Consider the following 19,176-nt stretch of genomic DNA (forward strand, 5'->3'; position numbering starts at 1 on the left):
GGTTTCCTCCCGGGTGCCATCCGCCGGGCATGGCCGGCGGCGCTTGTGGGCACCATCTTAGGCACGATCGGCAACGTGTGCGCCGACACCCGACTATGAGGCACGGCTCACATGGCGATAGGGTGAATTCGATCTCGTTCTCTGAAAGGCCTCTCCATGCACCGTCGCATTTCCCATCCCGGACTCCAGCAACTCGTTATGACCGCCGAACAGGCAGCGGCCATGATCCGCCCGGGAATGACCGTGGCGATGAGCGGTTTCACCGGCGCAGGCTATCCCAAAGCGGTCCCGCAGGCGCTCGCCGCCCAGATGGAAGCAGCGCACGCAAAGGGCGAGGACTTCCAGATCAAGGTCCTCACGGGCGCCTCGACGGCCCCGGAACTCGACGGCGTGCTGGCCAAGGCCGGCGGCATGGAACTGCGCCTGCCCTACCAGTCCGATCCCACGCTGCGGAAGCGGATCAACGACGGCGAACTCGAGTACATCGACATCCACCTCGGGCACGTGGCCCAGTACACCTGGTTCGGGTTCTACGGGCACGTGGACCTGGCCGTGATCGAGGTAGTCGGCATCAACGAGGACGGCAGCCTCATCCCGTCCTCCTCCGTGGGTAACAACAAGACCTGGCTCGAGCAGGCGGACAAGGTCATCATCGAGGTGAACCGCCAGCAGCCGGAAGCCATGGACGGCATGCACGACGTCTACTACGGCACCGCACTGCCCCCGCACCGCAAGCCCATCATGCTGGTGAACCCGGATGACCGCATCGGGGAGCCTTACCTGCGTCTGGACCCGGAGAAGGTCATTGCCGTGGTCGAGACGGACGCGCCGGACCGTATGACTCCGTTCGCAGCGCCGGATGAAACCTCGCAGCAGATCGCCGGGCACCTGCTGGACTTCTTCGATGCCGAAATCAAGGCCGGCCGGCTGACCAACAAGCTCCTTCCGCTGCAGTCGGGGGTGGGCAACATCGCCAACGCCGTGCTCGCCGGACTCTCCACCGCCGGGTACACCGGGCTCACGGCCTACACCGAGGTGATCCAGGACGGCATGCTGCACCTGATCCGCGACGGCGTGGTCCGGGTGGCCTCCGCGACGTCCTTCTCGCTCAGCCCGGCGGGCATCGAGGAATTCAACTCGAACATCGATTTTTACCGCAAGCGCATCATCCTGCGGACCCAGGAGATCTCCAACCACCCCGAACTGATCCGCCGGCTGGGCTGCATCGCCATGAACGGCATGATCGAAGCTGACATCTACGGAAACGTGAACTCCACGCACGTTGCCGGTACGGCCATGATGAACGGCATCGGCGGCTCCGGGGACTTTGCCCGCAACGGCTTCCTTTCCGCCTTTATGTCCCCGAGCACGGCCAAGGGCGGGAAGATTTCCGGGATTGTGCCCATGGCCGCGCACGTGGACCACACGGAACACGACACCATGCTGATCATCACCGAGCGGGGCCTGGCGGATCTGCGCGGCCTGTCGCCCAAGCAGCGCGCCCGCGTCATCATCGAGAAGTGCGCGCACCCGGACTTCCAGCCGCTGCTGCAGGACTACTTCGAGCGCGCCAGCCGCAACAGCATGGGCAAGCACACCCCGCATCTGCTGGACGAGTCCCTGTCCTTCCACCAGCGGTTCGTGGAAACGGGAACCAGCCTGCCGGAGCCCGCCGGCCTTTAGCGCATCTGCGCGGGGGCCTAGCTCCCGCGCAGCCGGTCCAGTTCGCGGCGGTCCTTTTTAGTGGGCCGGCCGGCGCCCCGGTCCCGTACCGGAATACCCAGCGCCGGAGCTGCAGGACGGGCAGGCGTGGAATCCGTGAAGCAGTGCGACGCCGCTTCGGCACCGACGCGTTTGCTGATCAGCTGCCGGACCTCGAGGATCCGTTCGAAGCCGGGCTGCCGGATCCTGACGGTGTCCCCGGGCTGTACCGGCTGCGCGGCCTTGGCGGGATTGCCGTTCAGCCGGACATGGCCGGCGCGGCACGCGGCGGTGGCCGCGGACCGGGTTTTATAGGCGCGGACCGCCCACAGCCAGGCGTCCACCCGGACGGTTTTGGAAGTGCTCGCTGGAATGCTCATGGGAGTTCCGAGTCTAGCGAAGTCCGCGCAGCCGGGCGGCGTCTTCCAGCGCCTGCTGCTGCTCCGGGCTCACTAGGGACCCGACGACGACGGCATCCCCGCCAGCTGCCCGTGCTGCGGCATCCGGTGCTGCGGCCAGCAGGCCGCGCACCTCGGCGGGCGTGTAGGGGACCGGAACCCGGGTATGTGCCACGGCGTGGCAGGTGGGACACAGCGGCACCAGGTCCGAGACCGGATCCAATGCGTAGCCGCCGGGCAGGTCCGTGCCCGGCACCAGATGATGCACCTGCATCAGCGCCTCGGTTCCCGGGCCGTACCGCTGCGAAGGGACCAGCCCGCAGGCCGCACAGCAATTGCCGTGGAACGCCAGGCACAGCCGGCGGGCCTCGGCGTCGTGCTCGTGAGAGTTAGTGCGCTGCAGGCCCAACGCTTCGGCAGCCAGCGTGCCCGGGGGAGGGCTCAGCGGATCCGGCTCGGCGCCGAGGAAGCCCGACCACAGGCGCCGCAGTGCCGGCATGGAAGCTGACGGTACGGGCACGGCGCCGCCGACCCGGGGTAGGTTCGGCACATCTTCCTCGAGGAGCGACGCCGGCACTTGCTCGCCCAGGGGCAGCAGCCTGTCGAAATCCACCGTCACGGCGTCGGCGCTGCCGGGCGGGACAACGACGCCGTGGCCCACCAGTCCGCGCTGCATCCCCTGGCTGCCGCACAGTAGAAGCCATACCTCGGTTCCAGCAACCGGCGGGCGGCCGGCCATCAGGGGCATGCTCCGGCGGAAGGTTCCGCCGTCGTTCACCGCTGCTACTGCCGGACCGTAACCGCCGGGCCAGGGATCCGGGAGGTCCGGATTCCATTCAAGAAGGACTGATGCCACCGGTTAGCGGGGCTGGTAGGTGAGGCAGTCAGCGAGTTCCGCGCCGGGACCCACCCGTACATCGCGGGCGTCGCACATGAGGTGGTCATTGAACCGGCACTCATTGCGCTGGCACGCACCCACCTGGGCGAGGACCTTGGGCAGCCCGCCGGTGGCTGATGTGTCGATGAATGTGGCGCAGCTGGCGTGATCGGGAGAGCCGCCCACCGTGATCGCGTAGGCGGTGCATCCCTCATGGTTGAAGTCGCAGCTGGATACGGTGCAGTCCTGCACATGGGCAACGTGGTCGGTCATGGTTCCTCCAAAAGGCGGTCATTCGTTCCGTGCCTGGTTTCGAACGTACCACCGCGGTGCGGGAATAATTAGCGCGAATTTCCCTGCCCTATTTGGCCGGTTTGGCCGGTGCCGTCCGGTTGGGTAGAACGGAAGGATGACCGCTATGCAGGCCCCGGCCTCCGCCGTCGAATTCCAGCTCGCAGCGCAAGCGCAGGGCTTGGCCTTGGACGCTGCCCAGCTGGCCGTCCTTCCGGCGCTTGCCGCGGCTGCCGCGGCGGCCCGATCCGCCGAACCCGCGCCGGACAATACCTCCGTCTACCTGTGGGGCCCGCCGGGGCGGGGGAAGACCTGGCTGCTGGACACGTTGTTCGACTCCGTGGATATCGCGCAGAAACGGCGGCTGCATTTCCACGACTTCTTCCGTGAACTCCATGCACTCGTCTTCGCCGGTTACGGAAACCCCGGCTACCGGCAGGATTCGGCCTTCGCCGCGGCCCTGGACCAGATGCTGGGCCGGGTCCGGCTGCTGTGCTTTGACGAATTCCATGTCAAGGACCCGGCGGACGCAGCCTTCATCACCCGACTGCTCCGCACCGTGCTGGACCGCGGCATCGTGCTCGTGGCGACATCCAACTACGCGCCGCAGGAGCTGCTTCCGGACGAGATGTTCCACCACCTCTTCGAACCCGGTATTGCACTGATAACCGGACACCTGCAGGTCCTGGAGCTGGACGGGGACACGGATTACCGTGCCCGCCCCGGAAACACCGCCGGTTTCGCCGCCGGGTATCACCTGCGCAGCAACGACGACGCGCTGCTTGCCGTAGCCGGGCTGATCCCACCCGGCGCAGCGGAAGGGGTGCAGCTGACACCGGGAACCCGGACGCTGGAGGCCCTGCGTGCGGACGGCGGGCAGCTGTGGTTCGATTTCGAGGACCTGTGCCATGCGCAGTCGGCCACCTCCGACTACCTGCAGCTGGCGCAGACGCACCGGCACTGGGTGATCAGCGGCGTGCCCCCGGTCGGAGGATCGAATCCCTACGGCTGGCAGCGCTTCGGCAACGTCGTGGACGTGCTCTACGACGCCGGCTGCCGTCTGGACGTCATCGGGATGCCGGATTACGACGGCGTGTTCCCCGGGATAGCCCACCCCACCGACCTGGCGCGGATCCGCAGCCGGTTCGGGATGCTGCAACAGCTGCCTGCGGCCGGAAGTTAACTACCGCGTCCCACCGTTAGCGCCCGCTGTCAGTTCCCGGCGTCGGCCGCGTCCTGGGCGTCAGCGAGCTTCTGCCGGGCCTTTTCCGCCGCCCTCCGGGCGGCACGGGCCGCGCGCCGGGCATGGTCCCGCTCGCGTTCCAGCTTCCCGGAACGCCGGTCCACGGTTGCGACCTCCCGCTCGAGTTGCCTAATCCGCTCCCGCAGTTCGTCGATCTCATCGGTGAGCTCGTCCCGACGGCCGGCGGCCTCATCCACTTCCCGCTGGGCGGCGTCCAGCGCTTCCTGCGCCGTGTGCTCGGCCGCTGCCGCTTCCTCCAGGTCCGCCTGCGCCTTCCGGACGGCCCGCCGGGCTTCGGCCTGCCGCAGGCGGCCCGCGGAACTGTCCTGGCTCCCGCCCTTGTCCTTCGCAGCCCCGACCCGGCCGGCCCCCGCCCCGGCCCCCGCCCTGCCGCCGGCCCCGTGGGCTATCGAGTCCGGGTCGGCAACGGCACCGTCCAGGTCCACCTCTTCCCACCCGCTGGCCGCGAGGGAACGGACCAGCTGGCCGCTGGCCACGGCCTCGGCCGCCGAGGGGTCTGTCATCGCGGCCCAGAGGGTCTGTTCGGCTTCCGCTGCCAACGATTCGCTGACCGGGTGGTCCAGCTCGGAGGCCAGGTCCCGGGCCTGGCGGACAATCGCGCGCAGCAGCCGCTGGCGTTCGGTGCTTAAGCGGCGCAGCTGCTTCTGGTCCAGGTCCTCCTGTGCTTCGCGCAGCGCCGCTCCCAGCTCCAGCACCTGATCCAGGTCCTCCCGCTGCCGGTGCGCCAGCAGATTAACCAGCCAGGCCGCCGTCGAGGGCTTTGGCAGGGCCTTGATGCGTTTGGCCAGATCCTTGTCCCCGGCCCGCCCGGCATCGGCGGCGGCGGCGTTGCGAGCGGCAGTGAATTCAGACGGCAGCAGCGCGTAGAGCCCGACGACGGTGGCACCGAGCGACGGCGGGGGCTGCGGATCCGCACTGCTCACCCGAAGAGACCAAACCGGCCCAGCGCCACCACCAGCGAGAGCATCATCAGGATGACGCCCAGGGCGATCCGGTTGCGTTCGCCCCGCCGCACGTGGACCAGGACAGCCAATGCCATCAGGACGGTCAGCCCGGATGCAGCGATCGGTGTCAGTACGGGCGCCAGGCCGGTTGCCTCGGGAATGACCAGTCCGGCCGCTCCAAGGACTTCGAGGACGCCGATCAGTTTCACGGTGACCGGGGAAAAGTCCTCGGGCCAGCGAAGGTTCTCCCGGACACGTGCATAGCTCTGGAAGATCTTTACGACGCCGACTCCGGCAAATAGAAGTGCCAACAGCAGTTGAACAAGCCATAAGACCAGAGACAGCATGGGTACCTAAGCGACTTTCTGTGTACGGGCAGGAGTCAGCACATTAGAACAGAGTGGAACCAATGGAACCATCACAACCCAAGGATGGTCTGCCGTCGGGGAACTGCGCAACAACGGGCGTGGCGTAGCGCAGGTCGCTCAGAACCCGGCCACGGGACGGGGACGGTAGAACTCCTCAAGCGCACTGAACTCCTCTTCGGTGAGCTGGATGTCCAGGGCCTGGATGTTGTCGTCCAGATGGGAAGCTGCCGTGGCGCCGATCAACGGAGCCGTGACCACCGGGTTGGCCAGGACCCAGGCGAGGGCGACCTGCGCCCGGGTGGCGCCGAGCCCCTCGGCTACGTTCCCCACTGCATCGGTGATGCTGCGGTCCACTTCCTCGTTGCCCCCGTAGAGCATGTGGCCCTGTTCGTCGTAGTCCTGCCGGACCGTCCTCGTTCCCCAGGGACGGGCCAGGCGCCCGCGCGCCAGCGGGGAATAGGGCAGCGCTCCGATGCCCCGGTCCGCGCAGAGCGGGTACATTTCCCGTTCCTCTTCGCGATAGAGGAGGTTGTAGTGATCCTGCATGGTGATGAACTGCGCCCAGCCGTGCTGTTCCTGCAGGAAGAGGGCTTTCGAGAACTGCCAGGCGTGCATGCTCGAGGCGCCCAGATACCGGACCTTGCCGTCCCGGACCAGCTGGTCCAGGGTCTCCAGCGTTTCTTCGAGCGGCGTGGTGCCGTCCCAGCGGTGCACCTGGTAAAGGTCGATGTAGTCCGTGCGCAGGCGCCGCAGGCTCTGCTCCACCTGCCACAGGATGTGTTTGCGGGATAACCCCCATCCATTGGGACCCGGTCCCATCTCGCCGTGCACCTTGCTGGCGATCACGACTTCTTCCCGCCGGCAGTATTCCGCAACGGCAGCTCCGAGGATTTCCTCGCTGTGGCCGGCGGAATACACGTTCGCGGTGTCGAAAAAATTGATGCCCAGCTCCACCGCGTGCCGCAGCAGGGACTTGGCCTCGTCCTCGCGGATGGTCCATCCGTGCGCGCCGCGGTCCGGATCGCCGAAGCCCAGGCAGCCCAGCCCAATGACCGAAACAGTTGCCCCTGACTTGCCGAGCTTGGCGTATGTCATCGAGTTCATCGGCTGGCCTCCGCTGCTGCAGTGCGGGTTCATTACCGCACGATGCTACCGGGACGCGGCCCCGCTCCGGTAGGCACGAGGCCCGAGGACTCCCGGCAGCTGCGGTTGCGGTCCTATACTGGCGCACATGGCCGCCGGAACAGGTACCGCAAGCCGTTTCTTGGTAGATGAAGCATTGGTGCTGCCGCCGCTGCATGAGCTGGCTGGTGTCGCTAAAGTGGCACAGCCCCGGGAAGGCCGGCGCACGGAAGTCCGGTATGACACCCCGGACGGTTCCCTCCGCAGACGCGGGTTCAGCCTCTCCCGGCACACGGACGACGACGGCGGTACGCGCTGGGAGCGCAGCGCACCCTCTTTGGAGCCTGCGGTCCGGGCCAGCAACACTACCGGACCCGGTGCAGGGGTTCCGGCGGAACTGGTGGAGGACCTCCAAGCCGTGCTTCGGGGCCGGGAACCAGTGCCTGTTCAAACCCTTGTCACGCGCTATCTGGAGTACGGCCTGCTGGACGGTGCGGGCACGGTGCTTGCCCGCGTCACTGATGAAAGCACCAGGGCAGAGGGCATCGGAGCCGAGCCCTCCGGCCCGGACCGGCGGGTCTGGGCCGTTGCGTCCGCGGGCGGGGCGCTGGGCAAGGACGCGGGAACCATGTTCCTCGCTGCCGGTGCCGTGCCGGCGGGCACGGATGGCGTTGGGGGACAGGACGCAGTGCGGCACCCGGAGGGGACCGTCGCGGGCAACGGGGATACTCCGGACAGAACCGATGCCGGCATCCTGGACGCTCGAAGCCCGGTAGCACTGCTGCTGCTGGAGTATCTGCGCGAACAGTTCGAAGAGCTGCTGCGCCACGATCCGCGCGTGCGGCGGGGGGACGCTGACGGCATCCACAAGATGAGGGTTGCCACCAGGAGGCTGCGCTCGGCCCTCTCCAGCTACCGCAGCATCATGGACACCGAGCCGGGGCGCTCGCTGCGCGGGGAGCTGCGGTGGCTCGCCCGGGTACTGGGGAAGGCCCGGGACGCGCAGGTGATGCGGCACCGGCTCCAGCAGCTGATTGCCGCCGAACCCGCTGACCTGGTGATGGGGCCGGTTGCCGCCCGCGTGGACGAGGAACTGCTCCATGACTATCGGGAGGCCTACGGTCACGTCCGCGAAGCACTGCACTCCCAGCGGTATTTCCAGGCATTGGACGGACTCGAAGCACTACTGGACAGCCCGTTCTGGACGGAAACGGCCAGGGAACCGGCAGGTCCCGCAGCTGCCCGCATCATCCGGCGGGACCGGAAAAGGCTGCACCGCCGGGTACGGTCCACACGGACATTGACGGGCGACGATTATGCGGAAGCGCTTCATGACGCGCGCAAGGATGCCAAGCAGTTGCGCTACGCAGCCGAAGTCTGGGCGCCGGTGCAACCGAAGGAAGCGAAGGAAATGGTGGACGCCGCCGAGCATGTGCAGAAAGTCCTGGGTGAGTACCAGGACAGCGTGGTGACGCAGGCCTACCTGCGGCGTATGGGGGCAACGGCGTTGGCTGCCGGTGAGAACGGCTTTACCTACGGGCGGCTGCATGCCTTGGAGCAGGCCTCGGCCCAGTCGGCCCGGGAGCGGTTTGCCCACGCTTGGAAAGGCTTCCCGACCAGCCCCTGAGGGAGGCAATCGCATGGAATCGCCCTGGGCGCCGCTGCGCCGGCGGATGTTCCTCATTCTGTGGCTTGCCCAGCTGGGGTCCAACATCGGCACCTGGATGCAGACCGTGGGGGCCCAGTGGTTCCTGGTGGAAAACAGTGACAATCCCGCCCTTGTATCCCTGGTCCAGACTGCGAACCTCGCACCGTCCCTTCTGCTGGGCCTCATTGCCGGGGTGCTGGCGGACGCCTTCAACCGACGTCGGCTGATCCTGGGCGCCAACATCTTCGCCGCCGGCGCTGCTACCGTGCTGACGGTCGTGGCCGCGCTGGGCCTGCTGGACCCGGATTCGCTGCTGCTCTACACCTTCCTCATCGGCTCCGGCATGGCGCTGAGTGCCCCCGCCTGGCAGGCCATCACCCCTGCACTGGTGCCGCGGGAAGAGATCCAGGCAGCCGCAGCGCTCGGCAGTGTGGCAATGAACACGGCCCGCGCCATTGGTCCCGCCATCGCCGGCCTGCTGGTGGCCCTGACCGGTCCGGCCTTTGTGTTCGGCCTGAACGCACTGTCCTTCGTGGGCACCTCCATTGCGATCTACAGTTGGCGGGCTCCGCAGCGGGATCCGGACGAACGCGAACACGTGGGAGAGGCGCTCGCCGCAGGTATCCGCTACATCCGTGCTGCGCCGCTCATCCGCCGGATCCTCCTGCGGTCCGGCCTGTTCATATTTCCCGCCAGCGCCCTCTATGCGCTGCTGCCCGTTGCCGCCAACGGCCATCTCGGCCTGGGTTCGGCAGGATACGGGCTACTGCTCGGGGCGCTGGGTATCGGCGCCGTGCTGGGTGTCCTGCTCCTGCCGCGGCTCCGGACCATCCTGAAGGACAACACACTGCTGGGCATCAGCGCCGTGGTCTTCGCGGCCGGGACCTTCGCCTCGGGATACCTGCCGGCGTGGGCCGTTGCCGTGCTGTTGGTCTTCGCGGGGTTCGCCTGGATCTCCACGTTCTCCACGTTGAACGCAGCTATGCAACTGACGCTGCCTGAATGGGTGCGTGCCCGCGGCCTGTCTGTGTATCTAATGGTCGCCGCCGGCACGCAGGCCGTGGGCGCTGTTTTCTGGGGATCGGGTGCCACCGGTGCCGGCTACGCTCCTACCCTGGCTTTTGCCGCCGGCGTACTGCTGGTGGCCGGGGTCAGCGTCGCGGTGCTTCCGCTGCTGCCGGGCACCGGACGCCTGGACCGCAGCGTAGCCGGCACGGAACTGCACCTTCCCTCCGGTGAGGAACCGAAACCCGGTGCCGGGCCGGTGACGGTCCTGATCTCCTATGAGGTCCCCGCGGACCTCAGTGACGAGTTCGTGAAGGCCATGCACAGAGTCCGGCTGTCCCGCATGCGCACCGGTGCCACGGACTGGGAACTGGTGCACTCGGTTACTGACCAGGATCAGTTCCGGGAGATTTACGATGTGCCGACCTGGCGGGAGTACCTGCGGCAGGAACAGACGCGGACTACGGGGGAAGACCGCCGGATCATTCAGGCCGCATGGGACCTGGCCGAAGTGGAACCGCGGGTCCGCTGGTTCCTCCCCGCCTCCGCCTGAGCGTTCGGCCCGGCGGCAGTCCAACGGATAGACTGGGACCCGGTTCGAAGGCCGTTTCCGCGGCGGGCCGGCGCGTTGGTAGCGATGCGCTGAAAACGATGCAGTGAACAAACCATTAGTTGAGGTATTTTGCGAGATTTTAGTGCACGCCTGGCCACTGCCGAGGAGATCGCCAACTGGGATAAGCACGTGCTGGCCAACCCCGGGGGCGGCAATGTCCTCCAGTCGGCGTCCTTCGCGGAAGTGAAGTCCCACCACGGCTGGAATCCCGTCTACCTGGCCTTCACCGGACCCGATTACGTGACCTACACGCTGGCGATCGAGAAGAAGGTCCCGGCCCTGGGCAGCCTCTGGTACCTCATCAAGGGTCCCGACGTCGCCGCCCCCGAAGACGTGCCGCTGGTGGTGAACGCGCTGACCCGGTTCATCAAGGAGACCCGCCGCAAGGTTTTCGCGATCAAGGTCGAGCCGGACATCGTGGACAGCGAAGAGGTCCAGGCACTGTTCACGGGGGCCGGATTCATCAAGACGTTCAACCTGCAGCCCAACGACTCCACGGCACTGCTGGACACTACGCCTGACGAGGAGCAGCTGCTCAAGAACCTCTCCTCCCGCGGCCGGAACGCGGTCCGCCGGGCCATCCGTGAAGGCGCCGATGTCCGACGGGTCGAGCCGACCGAAGAAAACATGCGGACCATGTACCGCCTGATGGCCCACATCGAGGACCGCTCCGCTGCACGGCTGCGCTCCTACGAGTACTACCACCGGTTCTGGTCCAACTTCGTTGCCGCCGGCCAGGGGCGCTTCTACTTTGCATTCGAGGACGGGGAGCCCACTGTGGGTGCCTTCGTGATTGCCTACGGGAACAAGGGCACGTACAAGGACGGCGGGTCCAAGCCGCGGCGCTCCCAGTACGGGGATTCGCATCTGGTCCAGTGGACCGCGATCACCGAACTCAAGAAGGAGTGCGGCATTGTCCAGTACGACTTCTGCGGCACACCGCCGAGTAACCAGCTCAAGGATAAGAGCCACCCGCACCACGGGCTGGGTCTGTTCAAGACCAGTTTCTCCAAGACGGTCACGGATTTCGTTGGGTGCTACGACTTCGTTGTGGACCCGGTCCGCTACCGGATCTGGAACACCATCGGCGAACGCGTGGCGCGGCAGATTTACTGGCGCCGCCACCAGCAGCCGTTCTACTAAGCAGCAGTTCCAGCAGGCAATAACCCGGGCGGGTCCCGGAACAGGCGAAAGGGTGAATCCTTGGAGAACACATCCGATCCGGGTGGGCGCAAGCCCGGATCGAATCCGGATTCGGCACCGAATCCGGACCCGGTTGCGGGGCCCATTCCGTTGATCAGCGTGCCGGCCCGCAGGCGGGCGGAGCCCGCAAAGGCGCAGCCGGAGCATCCTGAGCAGGGGAAGGCGCAGCCGGGGAACCGGCAGTCTGGCAGCACTCAGGCAGAGAAGCCACAGGCCCAGCGGGCAAAGTCCGGCAAGGGACCCCGGCCGGGGCAAGGCGCGGCCGGGCGGTCTTCGCGGCCGGCGGCAAAGGCGCCGACGCCGCCGTCGAAGGCTCCGGGGCAGCCAACCGCCGGTATGGACATGCCCACCGCTGCCCTGCGCAGCACCCGGCCCAAGCCGCCGCCTCCCACCACATCAGTAATCCGCCCGGCCGGGTCCAAGGCGCTTCGGCCGCAGACGGGCCGCATGCGGACCACGGCCGACCCGCGTGAGAAACGGCCGGCGCGTACGCGCAAAACCGTTCCCCCGGGAACGGTGCCGCTGGCGTCCACAACCGTCCGTGCGGACCGCTCGTCCGCTGCGGCGCGGCGCATGCTGCGCAGGCTGGTCCAGGGGGAGAATCCGCCCACCCAGGCCATGTCCATTGTGGAGCGGCTGGCCGGCAGCCCCTATGCCAACCCCATGGTGCGCACCGGCGGACCGGACGCGAATGCCCGCAAGACCCTGGACCTGGCCCTCGGCATGGCCGAAACCATGTTCCGCTACGGTGCCGGCGCGCTGGAGGTGGAAACCGCCATCATCGCGGTGACCGCCGCATTTGGGCTGGAAAGCATCGAAGTGGACATCACCAACCAGTCGGTGCTGCTCAATTACTCTCCGAAGGACCAGACGCCCATCACGGTGATGCGCGTGGTCCGTTCCTGGACGAACAACTATGCCGGGCTCGGGCTGGTCCACCAGCTGGTCACCGACATCATCGACGGCGGGCTCTCGCGTGCCGAGGCGGCGAACCGGCTCAACGAGATCACGCAGCGGCCGAAGCCGTTCCCGCGCTGGGCGGTGACCGTGTCCGCCGGCGTCTTCGCCGCGGCGATCGTAGGGTTTATCGGCGGCGGTCCGCTGGCCTCGCTGGTGGGCTTCGCCGGCACGGTGATGGTCAGCCTGCTCCAGCGCGTGCTGGGCAGGTGGCGGGTCCCGGACTTCTTCACGACGGCGGCCAGCGGCTTTGTCGTCACGGCGATGGCCATGCTGTTCTGGTCCATGGAGGTGCCGATTTCCCCCGGCATTGTCGTTGCGGGCGGAATCCTGCTGATGCTGCCCACCGGGCGTCTGGTCTCCGCGGTACAGGATGCGATCAACGGGTTCCCGGTGACGGCGTCGGGCCGGTTCCTGTCCGCGTTCCTGACCTTCGGCGCCCTGGTGGCCGGTATCGCCGTCGCGCTGGTAATGGGTGCGTTGATGGGCATGGGCCGGTTGAACGTGACGGACGTGACCTCGTCGCAGTACTCCTTCCCGGTGACCCTGCTGTTGTTGGCCGTTGCGCTGGGAACCATCTGCATTGTCGAACAGTCCCCGCGCCGGCTGGTGCTGCCCACGGTGCTGATCGGCACCGTCGGTTTCCTGGTCTACCAGCTGGCGGAGGCAGGCGGCATGGGGCCGCGCCTGACACCGGCGGTGGCTGCCATCTTCATCGGCATGGTGGCGCGCATCGTTGCCCTGCGGATGGGTGCACCGCAGCTGATCGTCGCCGTCCCCGCTGTCCTGTTCCTCTTCCCGGGGCTGGCGATCTTCCGGTCCATGTACGGCCTGAGCATCGGCACCGACGAGATGTACCAGGGAGTGGTGGGCCTGTTTGACGCGCTCACCGTCATTCTGGCCATCTCCGGAGGCGTGGTGCTCGGTGACAACCTGGGCCGGCCCTTCACCCGGAACCTCAACGGCAACGACCGCCGCAACCGGCGGCGCTAGCAGCCCCCGAAAAGACAAAAGCCCGGCCCGCTAATGAAGCGGGCCGGGCTTTTTGCCGTCCGGGCTAAAGAATCTTGCCCACCGGTGTGCGCTTTTCGGCCTGGAAGACGTCTTCGGTGCGTCCCGCAGCCCAGTAGCCGGAAAGGGAGACCTGCCGGCGTTCCAGTCCCCGGTGGCTGAACAAGACATCGCGCAGGGACTTCATGGCCTCCCGCTCGCCATGCGCAAAGACCTGCACGGTTCCGTCCCGCCAGGGTGCCGCCGAAACGGCGTCGGTCAACATCCGGCTCCGGCCGGCGGGGATGTCCCCGCGGTACAGCCAGGTCAGCTCCACGCCCGCAGGTTTCGGCACGGGCTGGCGGTCGGCGGGGCCGGCGACTTCGATGAACGCCTGCCCGACGGCGTCCTGCGGCAGCGCACGGAGCACAGTGGCAGCCGCGGGGAGGGCTGATTCATCGACGGCCAGCAGGTACCAGTCGGCGTCGGGATCGGGGTTGAAGGCGCCGCCGGGGCCGGAGAAGGTCAAGGGTTCACCCGGCTGTGCCGACGCCGCCCACGGCCCGGCCAGGCCTTCGTCTCCGTGGACTACGAAGTCGATGCTGATTTCGCGTGCTTCAGGATCCACGTTCCGGACCGTGTAGGTGCGGGACACCGGCCAGTGTTCCCGTTCGCTCCGCGCCCGAATGGTGTCCAGGTCCTCGGTGCCGTCAATCGGGCGGCCCTGCGGGCCAAACCAGATCTTGCAGTAGGCATCGGCGCAGCTGTTGGGCTGGAACCGGTCGAAGCCGGGTCCGCCGGCAACCACCCGCACCATATGCTCGCTGATCTGCTCCCGGCGGAGAACCTCAAGGGTCAGCAGGGGGCGCTGGCGCCGGGGAGCAGGAGACTCAGGCTCCTGCTGGCGCGGGGAAGTCATTGGTTCGGACATGGGTGTCTCCTAGGAAAGGGCCTATAACTACCGTATCGCGCCGCTCTTACCGCTCCCCGCGAAGCCGCCAGTCCACGGGCTCGGCGCCCTGCTGGGCGAGCAGCTCGTTAACCCGGCTGAACGGCCGGGAGCCGAAGAACCCGCGTGATGCCGACAGGGGGCTGGGGTGCGCCGATTCGACGGTGGGCGTATCTCCGAGAAACGGGACAATGCCCTGCGCATCGCGGCCCCACAGGACGGCGACCAGGGGAACGCGCGTGCCGTCCGGGCGGCGGCGGGCAGCCAGTGCCCGCACGGCGAGTTCAGTGATTTCCTCCCACCCCCGCTTCCGGTGTGAGCCTGCTTCCCCGGCACGCACCGTGAGCACGCGGTTCATCAGGACCACACCCTGATCCGCCCAGGCGCTGAGGTCCCCGGAGGGGGAGGCATTGATTCCCAGATCGGCGTGGAGCTCGGTAAAGATGTTGTTCAGGCTTCGGGGAAGCGGACGCACGCCCTTCCCGACGGAGAAGGAGAGGCCCACGGCATGCCCGGGGGTGGGGTAGGGGTCCTGGCCTACGATCAACACGCGGGCGCTGGCCAGCGGACGCTGGAAGACGCGCAGGATGTTGCCGGGGGCAGGCAGGATGCGCTGTCCGGCGCGGCGCTCCGCCTCCAGTTCGGCTGCTATTTCTTCCAGGCGCGTCTTCACCGGGGCCAGCACATGGGCCCAGTCGGGAGCCATGAGGTCCTCAAGGCGTGCGGGTGCAGCGAAGGGGAAAGGGATATTTTCCTCCCGTGCGGCTTCGCCGGTGTAGGAAAAAAGCTGGGGTTCGTCTGTGGTCACTGGTCCATTTTGTCACCGGTGCGTTTGCGGTGTCTTGCCGGGGACCGTCCTAAATGACAAGCCTGTTATTCCCAATTAGCATGGGCGGTAGATATACGACAGGGATCTTTTTGGGAGTGAATGTGGCGGAATCGGCCGAAGCCGAGCGGTTTTCCCTCGATGACGCAGTGGACCCGGAGAGCCCGTTGGGTGCCCAGGAACAGCAGATGCTTGCGTTGGAACGGGCGTGGTGGAAATACGCCGGCGCCAAGGAACAGGCCATCAAGGACCTCTTCGGGATGTCGGCCACGAGGTACTACCAGGTCCTGAATGCGCTGATTGATACCGAGGAAGCCCTCGCGCATGATCCGATGCTGGTCAAACGATTGCGTAGACTACGTACGACCCGCCAGCGTGCCCGTACCGCCCGCCGCCTGGGCACCGGCGTTTAGCGCCGGTTCCCTCCAATGTTGGCGGCCCAGCATGCGGCGCCATCAGAACAAGGATTGAAACTCCACAATGAGCCAATACCCCCGGGACGAGTTCGACAAGGTCCCTGAAACGTCCGCGCGGCAGGGCGTGCACCGCGAACGCCTCATTCCCTCGCGTTCGAACGGGCTGGGGCTGCTGATCACCGTGGGTGTGTTGGCTCTGCTGATCGGCCTGGCAGCCTTCTTAGTGCTGCCGCGGCTGGGCATCGGTACGGGGTCCGCTGATCCGTCCGCGGCGGCACAGGCTCCGGCGCCTGCCTCTGCGTCCGCCTCAGCTGCGGCCACTCCGACTCCCGAGGTGGAGTCCGACGCCGCCTCGCCGAGTCCGACTCCGGCATCCACGCCCACTCCGACTCCCACGCCCAAGCCGACGCCGACCCCGACTGTGCCGGCGATCGACCGTACCCAGCCGGTGGCAGTGTTCAATGCCAGCGGGGTCACCGGACTTGGTGCCAGCGTTTCCGGCCGGATGAGCGCTGCTGGGTGGGCCGTGGGAACTGTGGCTAACTGGGGCGGCGCACCCCAGCAGGGATCCGGCGTTTACTACAGCTCGCCGGAGTTGGCAGCAAATGCGCAGGAAATCGGCGCGCAACTGGGGATACCCGCTCTGGAAACGCCCGGCTTCACCGGTGTCACCGTGATCCTGGGCCCGGGATACCGGTAAACCGGGCTCGGGTAAAAAGACCATAACGTTATCGCTGCCTGTGTATGTGATCGGTATCACCGTGGTTAGAGTGATGCCAGCCGGTTTGCGCCGCTGACCTTGGCCTCCCTTGGGAACCGACAGAGGCGCCGGATCCGGCGCCTCCGGCGTCCAAGCATGCCGCCGGAGGGCGGCATCGGAATCTAGGTTGGAGAAAGATCATGGCGCAGGGGATCGTCAAGTGGTTCAACGGTGAAAAAGGGTACGGCTTTATTACCCTCGACGAGGCAGAGACGGACGTGTTCGTCCACTGGTCAGCCATCCAGGCATCCGGTTACCGGACGCTGGAAGAAGGCCAACGGGTTGAGTTCGAAATCGGCGAGGGCCAGAAGGGTCCGCAGGCCGAGGAAGTCCGGGCACTGTAGGCCACTTTAAGGAACATCCTCCCGGCTTGGGGGCGGGATCGGCAGCGGCGGAGCCTCGGCTCCGCCGCTGCTTTTGCATTCGCCCGCCGGCAGCGGCCGGGAACGCTGTGAACCGGATGGCATGTCGGCGTGATCGCTTGCACTCAGTGTGTGGGAGTGCTAATTATTGACTTAGCACTCTTGCCGGATGACTGCTAAATGTCCGACGGTGTTGAGTGAACAAGCAACCCACTGGGGTGAGGAACGGGGAGCGCGTAAAGAGATCGCGCGATCCGGGCCGTCCGTCGCGGGCACTCCAGCCAGGAATGCAACATTTTGCTCCAAGCATGACTGTTCCGGAAGGACGATAGCCGTTATGGCCAAGATCATTGCATTTGAAGAAGAGGCACGCCGCGGCCTCGAGCGCGGGTTGAACATCCTCGCCGACGCCGTCAAGGTGACCCTCGGCCCGCGTGGCCGCAACGTGGTCCTCGAAAAGAAGTGGGGCGCCCCCACGATCACCAATGACGGCGTTTCCATCGCCAAGGAGATCGAGCTGGACGATCCCTACGAGAAGATCGGCGCAGAGCTGGTCAAGGAAGTTGCCAAGAAGACTGACGATGTTGCCGGTGATGGCACCACCACGGCAACTGTCCTCGCCCAGGCACTGGTCCGGGAAGGCCTGCGCAACGTTGCCGCCGGCGCCGACCCGCTGAGCCTGAAGCGCGGCATCGAGAAGGCTGTTGCCGCCGTTACCGCCGAACTGATTGCATCTGCCAAGGAGATCGAAACCAAGGAGCAGATTGCCGCTACGGCTTCCATCTCCGCCGGTGACCAGCAGATCGGCGACCTGATTGCCGAAGCACTGGACAAGGTGGGCAAGGAAGGCGTCATCACGGTCGAGGAGTCCAACACCTTCGGCCTGGAACTGGAACTCACCGAAGGCATGCGCTTCGACAAGGGTTACATCTCCGGTTACTTCGTCACCGACGCCGAGCGCCAGGAAACGGTCCTTGAGGATCCGTACATCCTGATCGTCAACTCGAAGATCTCCAACGTCAAGGATCTCGTTGCAGTCCTCGAGAAGGTCATGCAGTCCGGCAAGCCGCTGCTGATCATCGCCGAAGATGTTGAGGGCGAAGCCCTGGCAACTCTGGTGGTCAACAAGATCCGCGGCACCTTCAAGTCCGTAGCCGTCAAGGCACCGGGCTTCGGCGACCGCCGCAAGGCACAGCTGGCCGACATCGCCATCCTCACCGGTGGCCAGGTCATCGCCGAAGAGGTTGGCCTGAAGCTGGAAAACGCCACGCTGGACCTGCTGGGCAAGGCCCGCAAGGTTGTTGTCACCAAGGACGAAACCACCATCGTGGAAGGCGCAGGCGACGCTGAAGAGATCGCCGGCCGCGTCAACCAGATCCGTGCCGAAATCGAGAACTCCGATTCGGATTACGACCGCGAGAAGCTGCAGGAACGCCTGGCCAAGCTGGCCGGCGGCGTTGCAGTCATCAAGGCCGGTGCGGCAACCGAGGTTGAGCTGAAGGAACGCAAGCACCGCATTGAGGACGCTGTCCGCAACGCAAAGGCTGCCGTTGAAGAAGGCATCGTCGCCGGTGGCGGCGTGGCCCTCATCCAGGCCGGCCTCAAGGCCTTCGCGAACCTGTCCCTCGAGGGCGACGAAGCAACGGGCGCCAACATCGTCCGCGTTGCCATCGACGCTCCGCTGAAGCAGATCGCCTTCAACGCAGGCCTGGAGCCGGGCGTTGTTGTGGACAAGGTCCGCGGCCTGCCCGAAGGCTTCGGCCTGAACGCAGCAACCGGCGAGTACGAAGACCTGCTGGCTGCCGGCATCAACGACCCGGTAAAGGTAACGCGCTCTGCCCTGCAGAACGCAGCTTCCATCGCCGGCCTGTTCCTGACCACCGAAGCAGTGGTTGCTGACAAGCCGGAGAAGTCGGCCCCCGCCATGGGCGGCGCTGACGAGATGGCCGGCATGGGCGGCATGGGCGGCTTCTAAGCCCCCGCAGCTCTTGCCTAAAGCGTAAGTAAGAGGCGCGGCACCCGGACCGGGTGCCGCGCCTCTTGCATTTAAGAGCGCACCTGCATTGAAGAGCGCACTGCCTTGTGCACTGCCTTGCAGAGCGCCAGCACAGCTCCGGGCGGCGACGGAATCAGTGCATAAAGAGCGACGTGTTCGCCGCCTCCGTCTCCGCGTACTGCGCTGACGCGAAGGCCAGCGCCTGGTTGATGCTGTCCAGTGATTCCTCCACCCGGGCCTGCGTGGCCCGCCAATCGGTAACCAGCAGCTGAAAATTGGCCGACGCGGATCCCCGCCAGATTTCGCTTAGCGAGGCCAGCCCGGCCTGCATGCCGTTCACGTCTGCCCGAAGGCGCTCAATGGTTCCTTGTACTTCGGCACTCTTGGCAGCCAGCGCCTCGCTGTCCACGGCAAATAGGGGCATGATTTCCTCCTGGTAGCGGCTTGGATCGGATACCGGAAGGGTAGGACGGCAGCCGGCCGCCG

19 protein-coding genes are annotated in these 19,176 nt (G+C 66.5%); 10 read left to right on the forward strand and 9 right to left on the reverse strand.

Translation table 11 applies throughout. The features are described 5' to 3' along the window. Positions 1-156: 156 nt before the first annotated feature. Positions 157-1,683 carry an acetyl-CoA hydrolase/transferase family protein gene (locus N2K98_RS02625; protein WP_255865907.1) on the forward strand — a complete coding sequence of 509 codons (1,527 nt, stop codon included), beginning with the start codon at positions 157-159 and terminating at the stop codon, positions 1,681-1,683. A gap of 17 nt (positions 1,684-1,700) precedes the next feature. Here N2K98_RS02625 and N2K98_RS02630 read toward each other — a convergent pair whose 3' ends face one another. From N2K98_RS02630 to N2K98_RS02640, 3 genes are read right to left on the reverse strand one after another with little or no spacing between them, the layout of a single operon-like run. Beyond that, positions 1,701-2,081, reverse strand: a complete 381-nt coding sequence (locus tag N2K98_RS02630) for an RNA-binding S4 domain-containing protein (RefSeq protein ID WP_255798225.1) — start codon at positions 2,079-2,081, stop codon at positions 1,701-1,703. A gap of 13 nt (positions 2,082-2,094) precedes the next feature. After that, complete coding sequence (locus tag N2K98_RS02635) at positions 2,095-2,955, reverse strand: HNH endonuclease (protein WP_255865908.1); 861 nt, start codon at positions 2,953-2,955, stop codon at positions 2,095-2,097. 3 nt (positions 2,956-2,958) lie between these two features. Then, positions 2,959-3,249, reverse strand: coding sequence for a DUF1540 domain-containing protein (locus N2K98_RS02640; RefSeq protein ID WP_229952828.1), 291 nt, complete (start codon positions 3,247-3,249; stop codon positions 2,959-2,961). Between the two features lie 136 nt (positions 3,250-3,385). On the opposite strand from N2K98_RS02640, the gene zapE reads away from it, so the two are divergent. Continuing rightward, positions 3,386-4,450 carry a cell division protein ZapE gene (zapE, locus tag N2K98_RS02645; RefSeq protein ID WP_255865909.1) on the forward strand — a complete coding sequence of 355 codons (1,065 nt, stop codon included), beginning with the start codon at positions 3,386-3,388 and terminating at the stop codon, positions 4,448-4,450. Positions 4,451-4,479: 29 nt separating this feature from the next. Here the strand turns inward: zapE and N2K98_RS02650 are convergent, their stop codons facing one another. The 3 genes from N2K98_RS02650 to N2K98_RS02660 all read right to left on the reverse strand — a co-directional run bounded on the left by N2K98_RS02650 (position 4,480) and on the right by N2K98_RS02660 (position 6,938). Next, entirely contained in the window at positions 4,480-5,454 is a 975-nt protein-coding gene (locus N2K98_RS02650; protein WP_255865910.1) for a hypothetical protein, read from the reverse strand. After that, a complete protein-coding gene (locus tag N2K98_RS02655) occupies positions 5,451-5,786 on the reverse strand; it encodes a DoxX family protein (protein ID WP_407080002.1) in 336 nt (111 codons plus the stop codon). Before N2K98_RS02655 ends, N2K98_RS02650 begins: the two co-directional genes overlap by 4 nt. A 174-nt stretch (positions 5,787-5,960) precedes the next feature. Next, on the reverse strand, positions 5,961-6,938 hold the full coding sequence (locus tag N2K98_RS02660; RefSeq protein WP_255865916.1) for an aldo/keto reductase: 978 nt from the start codon (positions 6,936-6,938) through the stop codon (positions 5,961-5,963). Between the two features lie 136 nt (positions 6,939-7,074). On the opposite strand from N2K98_RS02660, the gene N2K98_RS02665 reads away from it, so the two are divergent. The 4 genes from N2K98_RS02665 to N2K98_RS02680 all read left to right on the forward strand — a co-directional run bounded on the left by N2K98_RS02665 (position 7,075) and on the right by N2K98_RS02680 (position 13,384). Further along, positions 7,075-8,592 carry a CYTH and CHAD domain-containing protein gene (locus N2K98_RS02665; RefSeq protein ID WP_255865912.1) on the forward strand — a complete coding sequence of 506 codons (1,518 nt, stop codon included), beginning with the start codon at positions 7,075-7,077 and terminating at the stop codon, positions 8,590-8,592. A gap of 13 nt (positions 8,593-8,605) precedes the next feature. Then, positions 8,606-10,171 carry an MFS transporter gene (locus N2K98_RS02670; RefSeq protein WP_255865913.1) on the forward strand — a complete coding sequence of 522 codons (1,566 nt, stop codon included), beginning with the start codon at positions 8,606-8,608 and terminating at the stop codon, positions 10,169-10,171. Positions 10,172-10,300: 129 nt separating this feature from the next. Then, positions 10,301-11,374 (forward strand): lipid II:glycine glycyltransferase FemX, encoded by a 1,074-nt coding sequence (locus N2K98_RS02675; RefSeq protein WP_255798232.1) that lies wholly within the window; start codon positions 10,301-10,303, stop codon positions 11,372-11,374. A 507-nt stretch (positions 11,375-11,881) separates the two neighbouring features. Next, on the forward strand, positions 11,882-13,384 hold the full coding sequence (locus tag N2K98_RS02680) for a threonine/serine exporter family protein (RefSeq protein ID WP_407080017.1): 1,503 nt from the start codon (positions 11,882-11,884) through the stop codon (positions 13,382-13,384). Between the two features lie 64 nt (positions 13,385-13,448). On the opposite strand, the gene N2K98_RS02685 is transcribed toward N2K98_RS02680, so the two are convergent. Beyond that, entirely contained in the window at positions 13,449-14,312 is an 864-nt protein-coding gene (locus tag N2K98_RS02685) for a siderophore-interacting protein (protein ID WP_255865915.1), read from the reverse strand. 46 nt (positions 14,313-14,358) lie between these two features. Then, positions 14,359-15,138, reverse strand: a complete 780-nt coding sequence (locus N2K98_RS02690) for a uracil-DNA glycosylase (RefSeq protein WP_407080003.1) — start codon at positions 15,136-15,138, stop codon at positions 14,359-14,361. A gap of 167 nt (positions 15,139-15,305) precedes the next feature. Between N2K98_RS02690 and N2K98_RS02695 the strand changes: the two genes are divergently transcribed. From N2K98_RS02695 to groL, 4 genes are all read left to right on the forward strand, one after another. Then, complete coding sequence (locus N2K98_RS02695) at positions 15,306-15,569, forward strand: DUF3263 domain-containing protein (protein WP_370646466.1); 264 nt, start codon at positions 15,306-15,308, stop codon at positions 15,567-15,569. A gap of 67 nt (positions 15,570-15,636) precedes the next feature. Further along, positions 15,637-16,272: a LytR C-terminal domain-containing protein gene (locus N2K98_RS17190; protein WP_308219831.1), complete on the forward strand. Its 636-nt coding sequence runs from the start codon at positions 15,637-15,639 to the stop codon at positions 16,270-16,272. Positions 16,273-16,472: 200 nt separating this feature from the next. Continuing rightward, positions 16,473-16,676, forward strand: coding sequence for a cold-shock protein (locus N2K98_RS02705; protein ID WP_255792935.1), 204 nt, complete (start codon positions 16,473-16,475; stop codon positions 16,674-16,676). 355 nt (positions 16,677-17,031) lie between these two features. Next, on the forward strand, positions 17,032-18,669 hold the full coding sequence (groL, locus tag N2K98_RS02710; protein WP_255798235.1) for a chaperonin GroEL: 1,638 nt from the start codon (positions 17,032-17,034) through the stop codon (positions 18,667-18,669). A gap of 154 nt (positions 18,670-18,823) precedes the next feature. Here groL and N2K98_RS02715 read toward each other — a convergent pair whose 3' ends face one another. Then, positions 18,824-19,114: a WXG100 family type VII secretion target gene (locus N2K98_RS02715; RefSeq protein WP_229952771.1), complete on the reverse strand. Its 291-nt coding sequence runs from the start codon at positions 19,112-19,114 to the stop codon at positions 18,824-18,826. Between the last annotated feature and the right edge of the window lie 62 nt (positions 19,115-19,176).

It is taken from the genome of Arthrobacter jinronghuae (assembly GCF_025244825.1).
Classification (GTDB): Bacteria; Actinomycetota; Actinomycetes; order Actinomycetales; family Micrococcaceae; genus Arthrobacter_B; species Arthrobacter_B jinronghuae.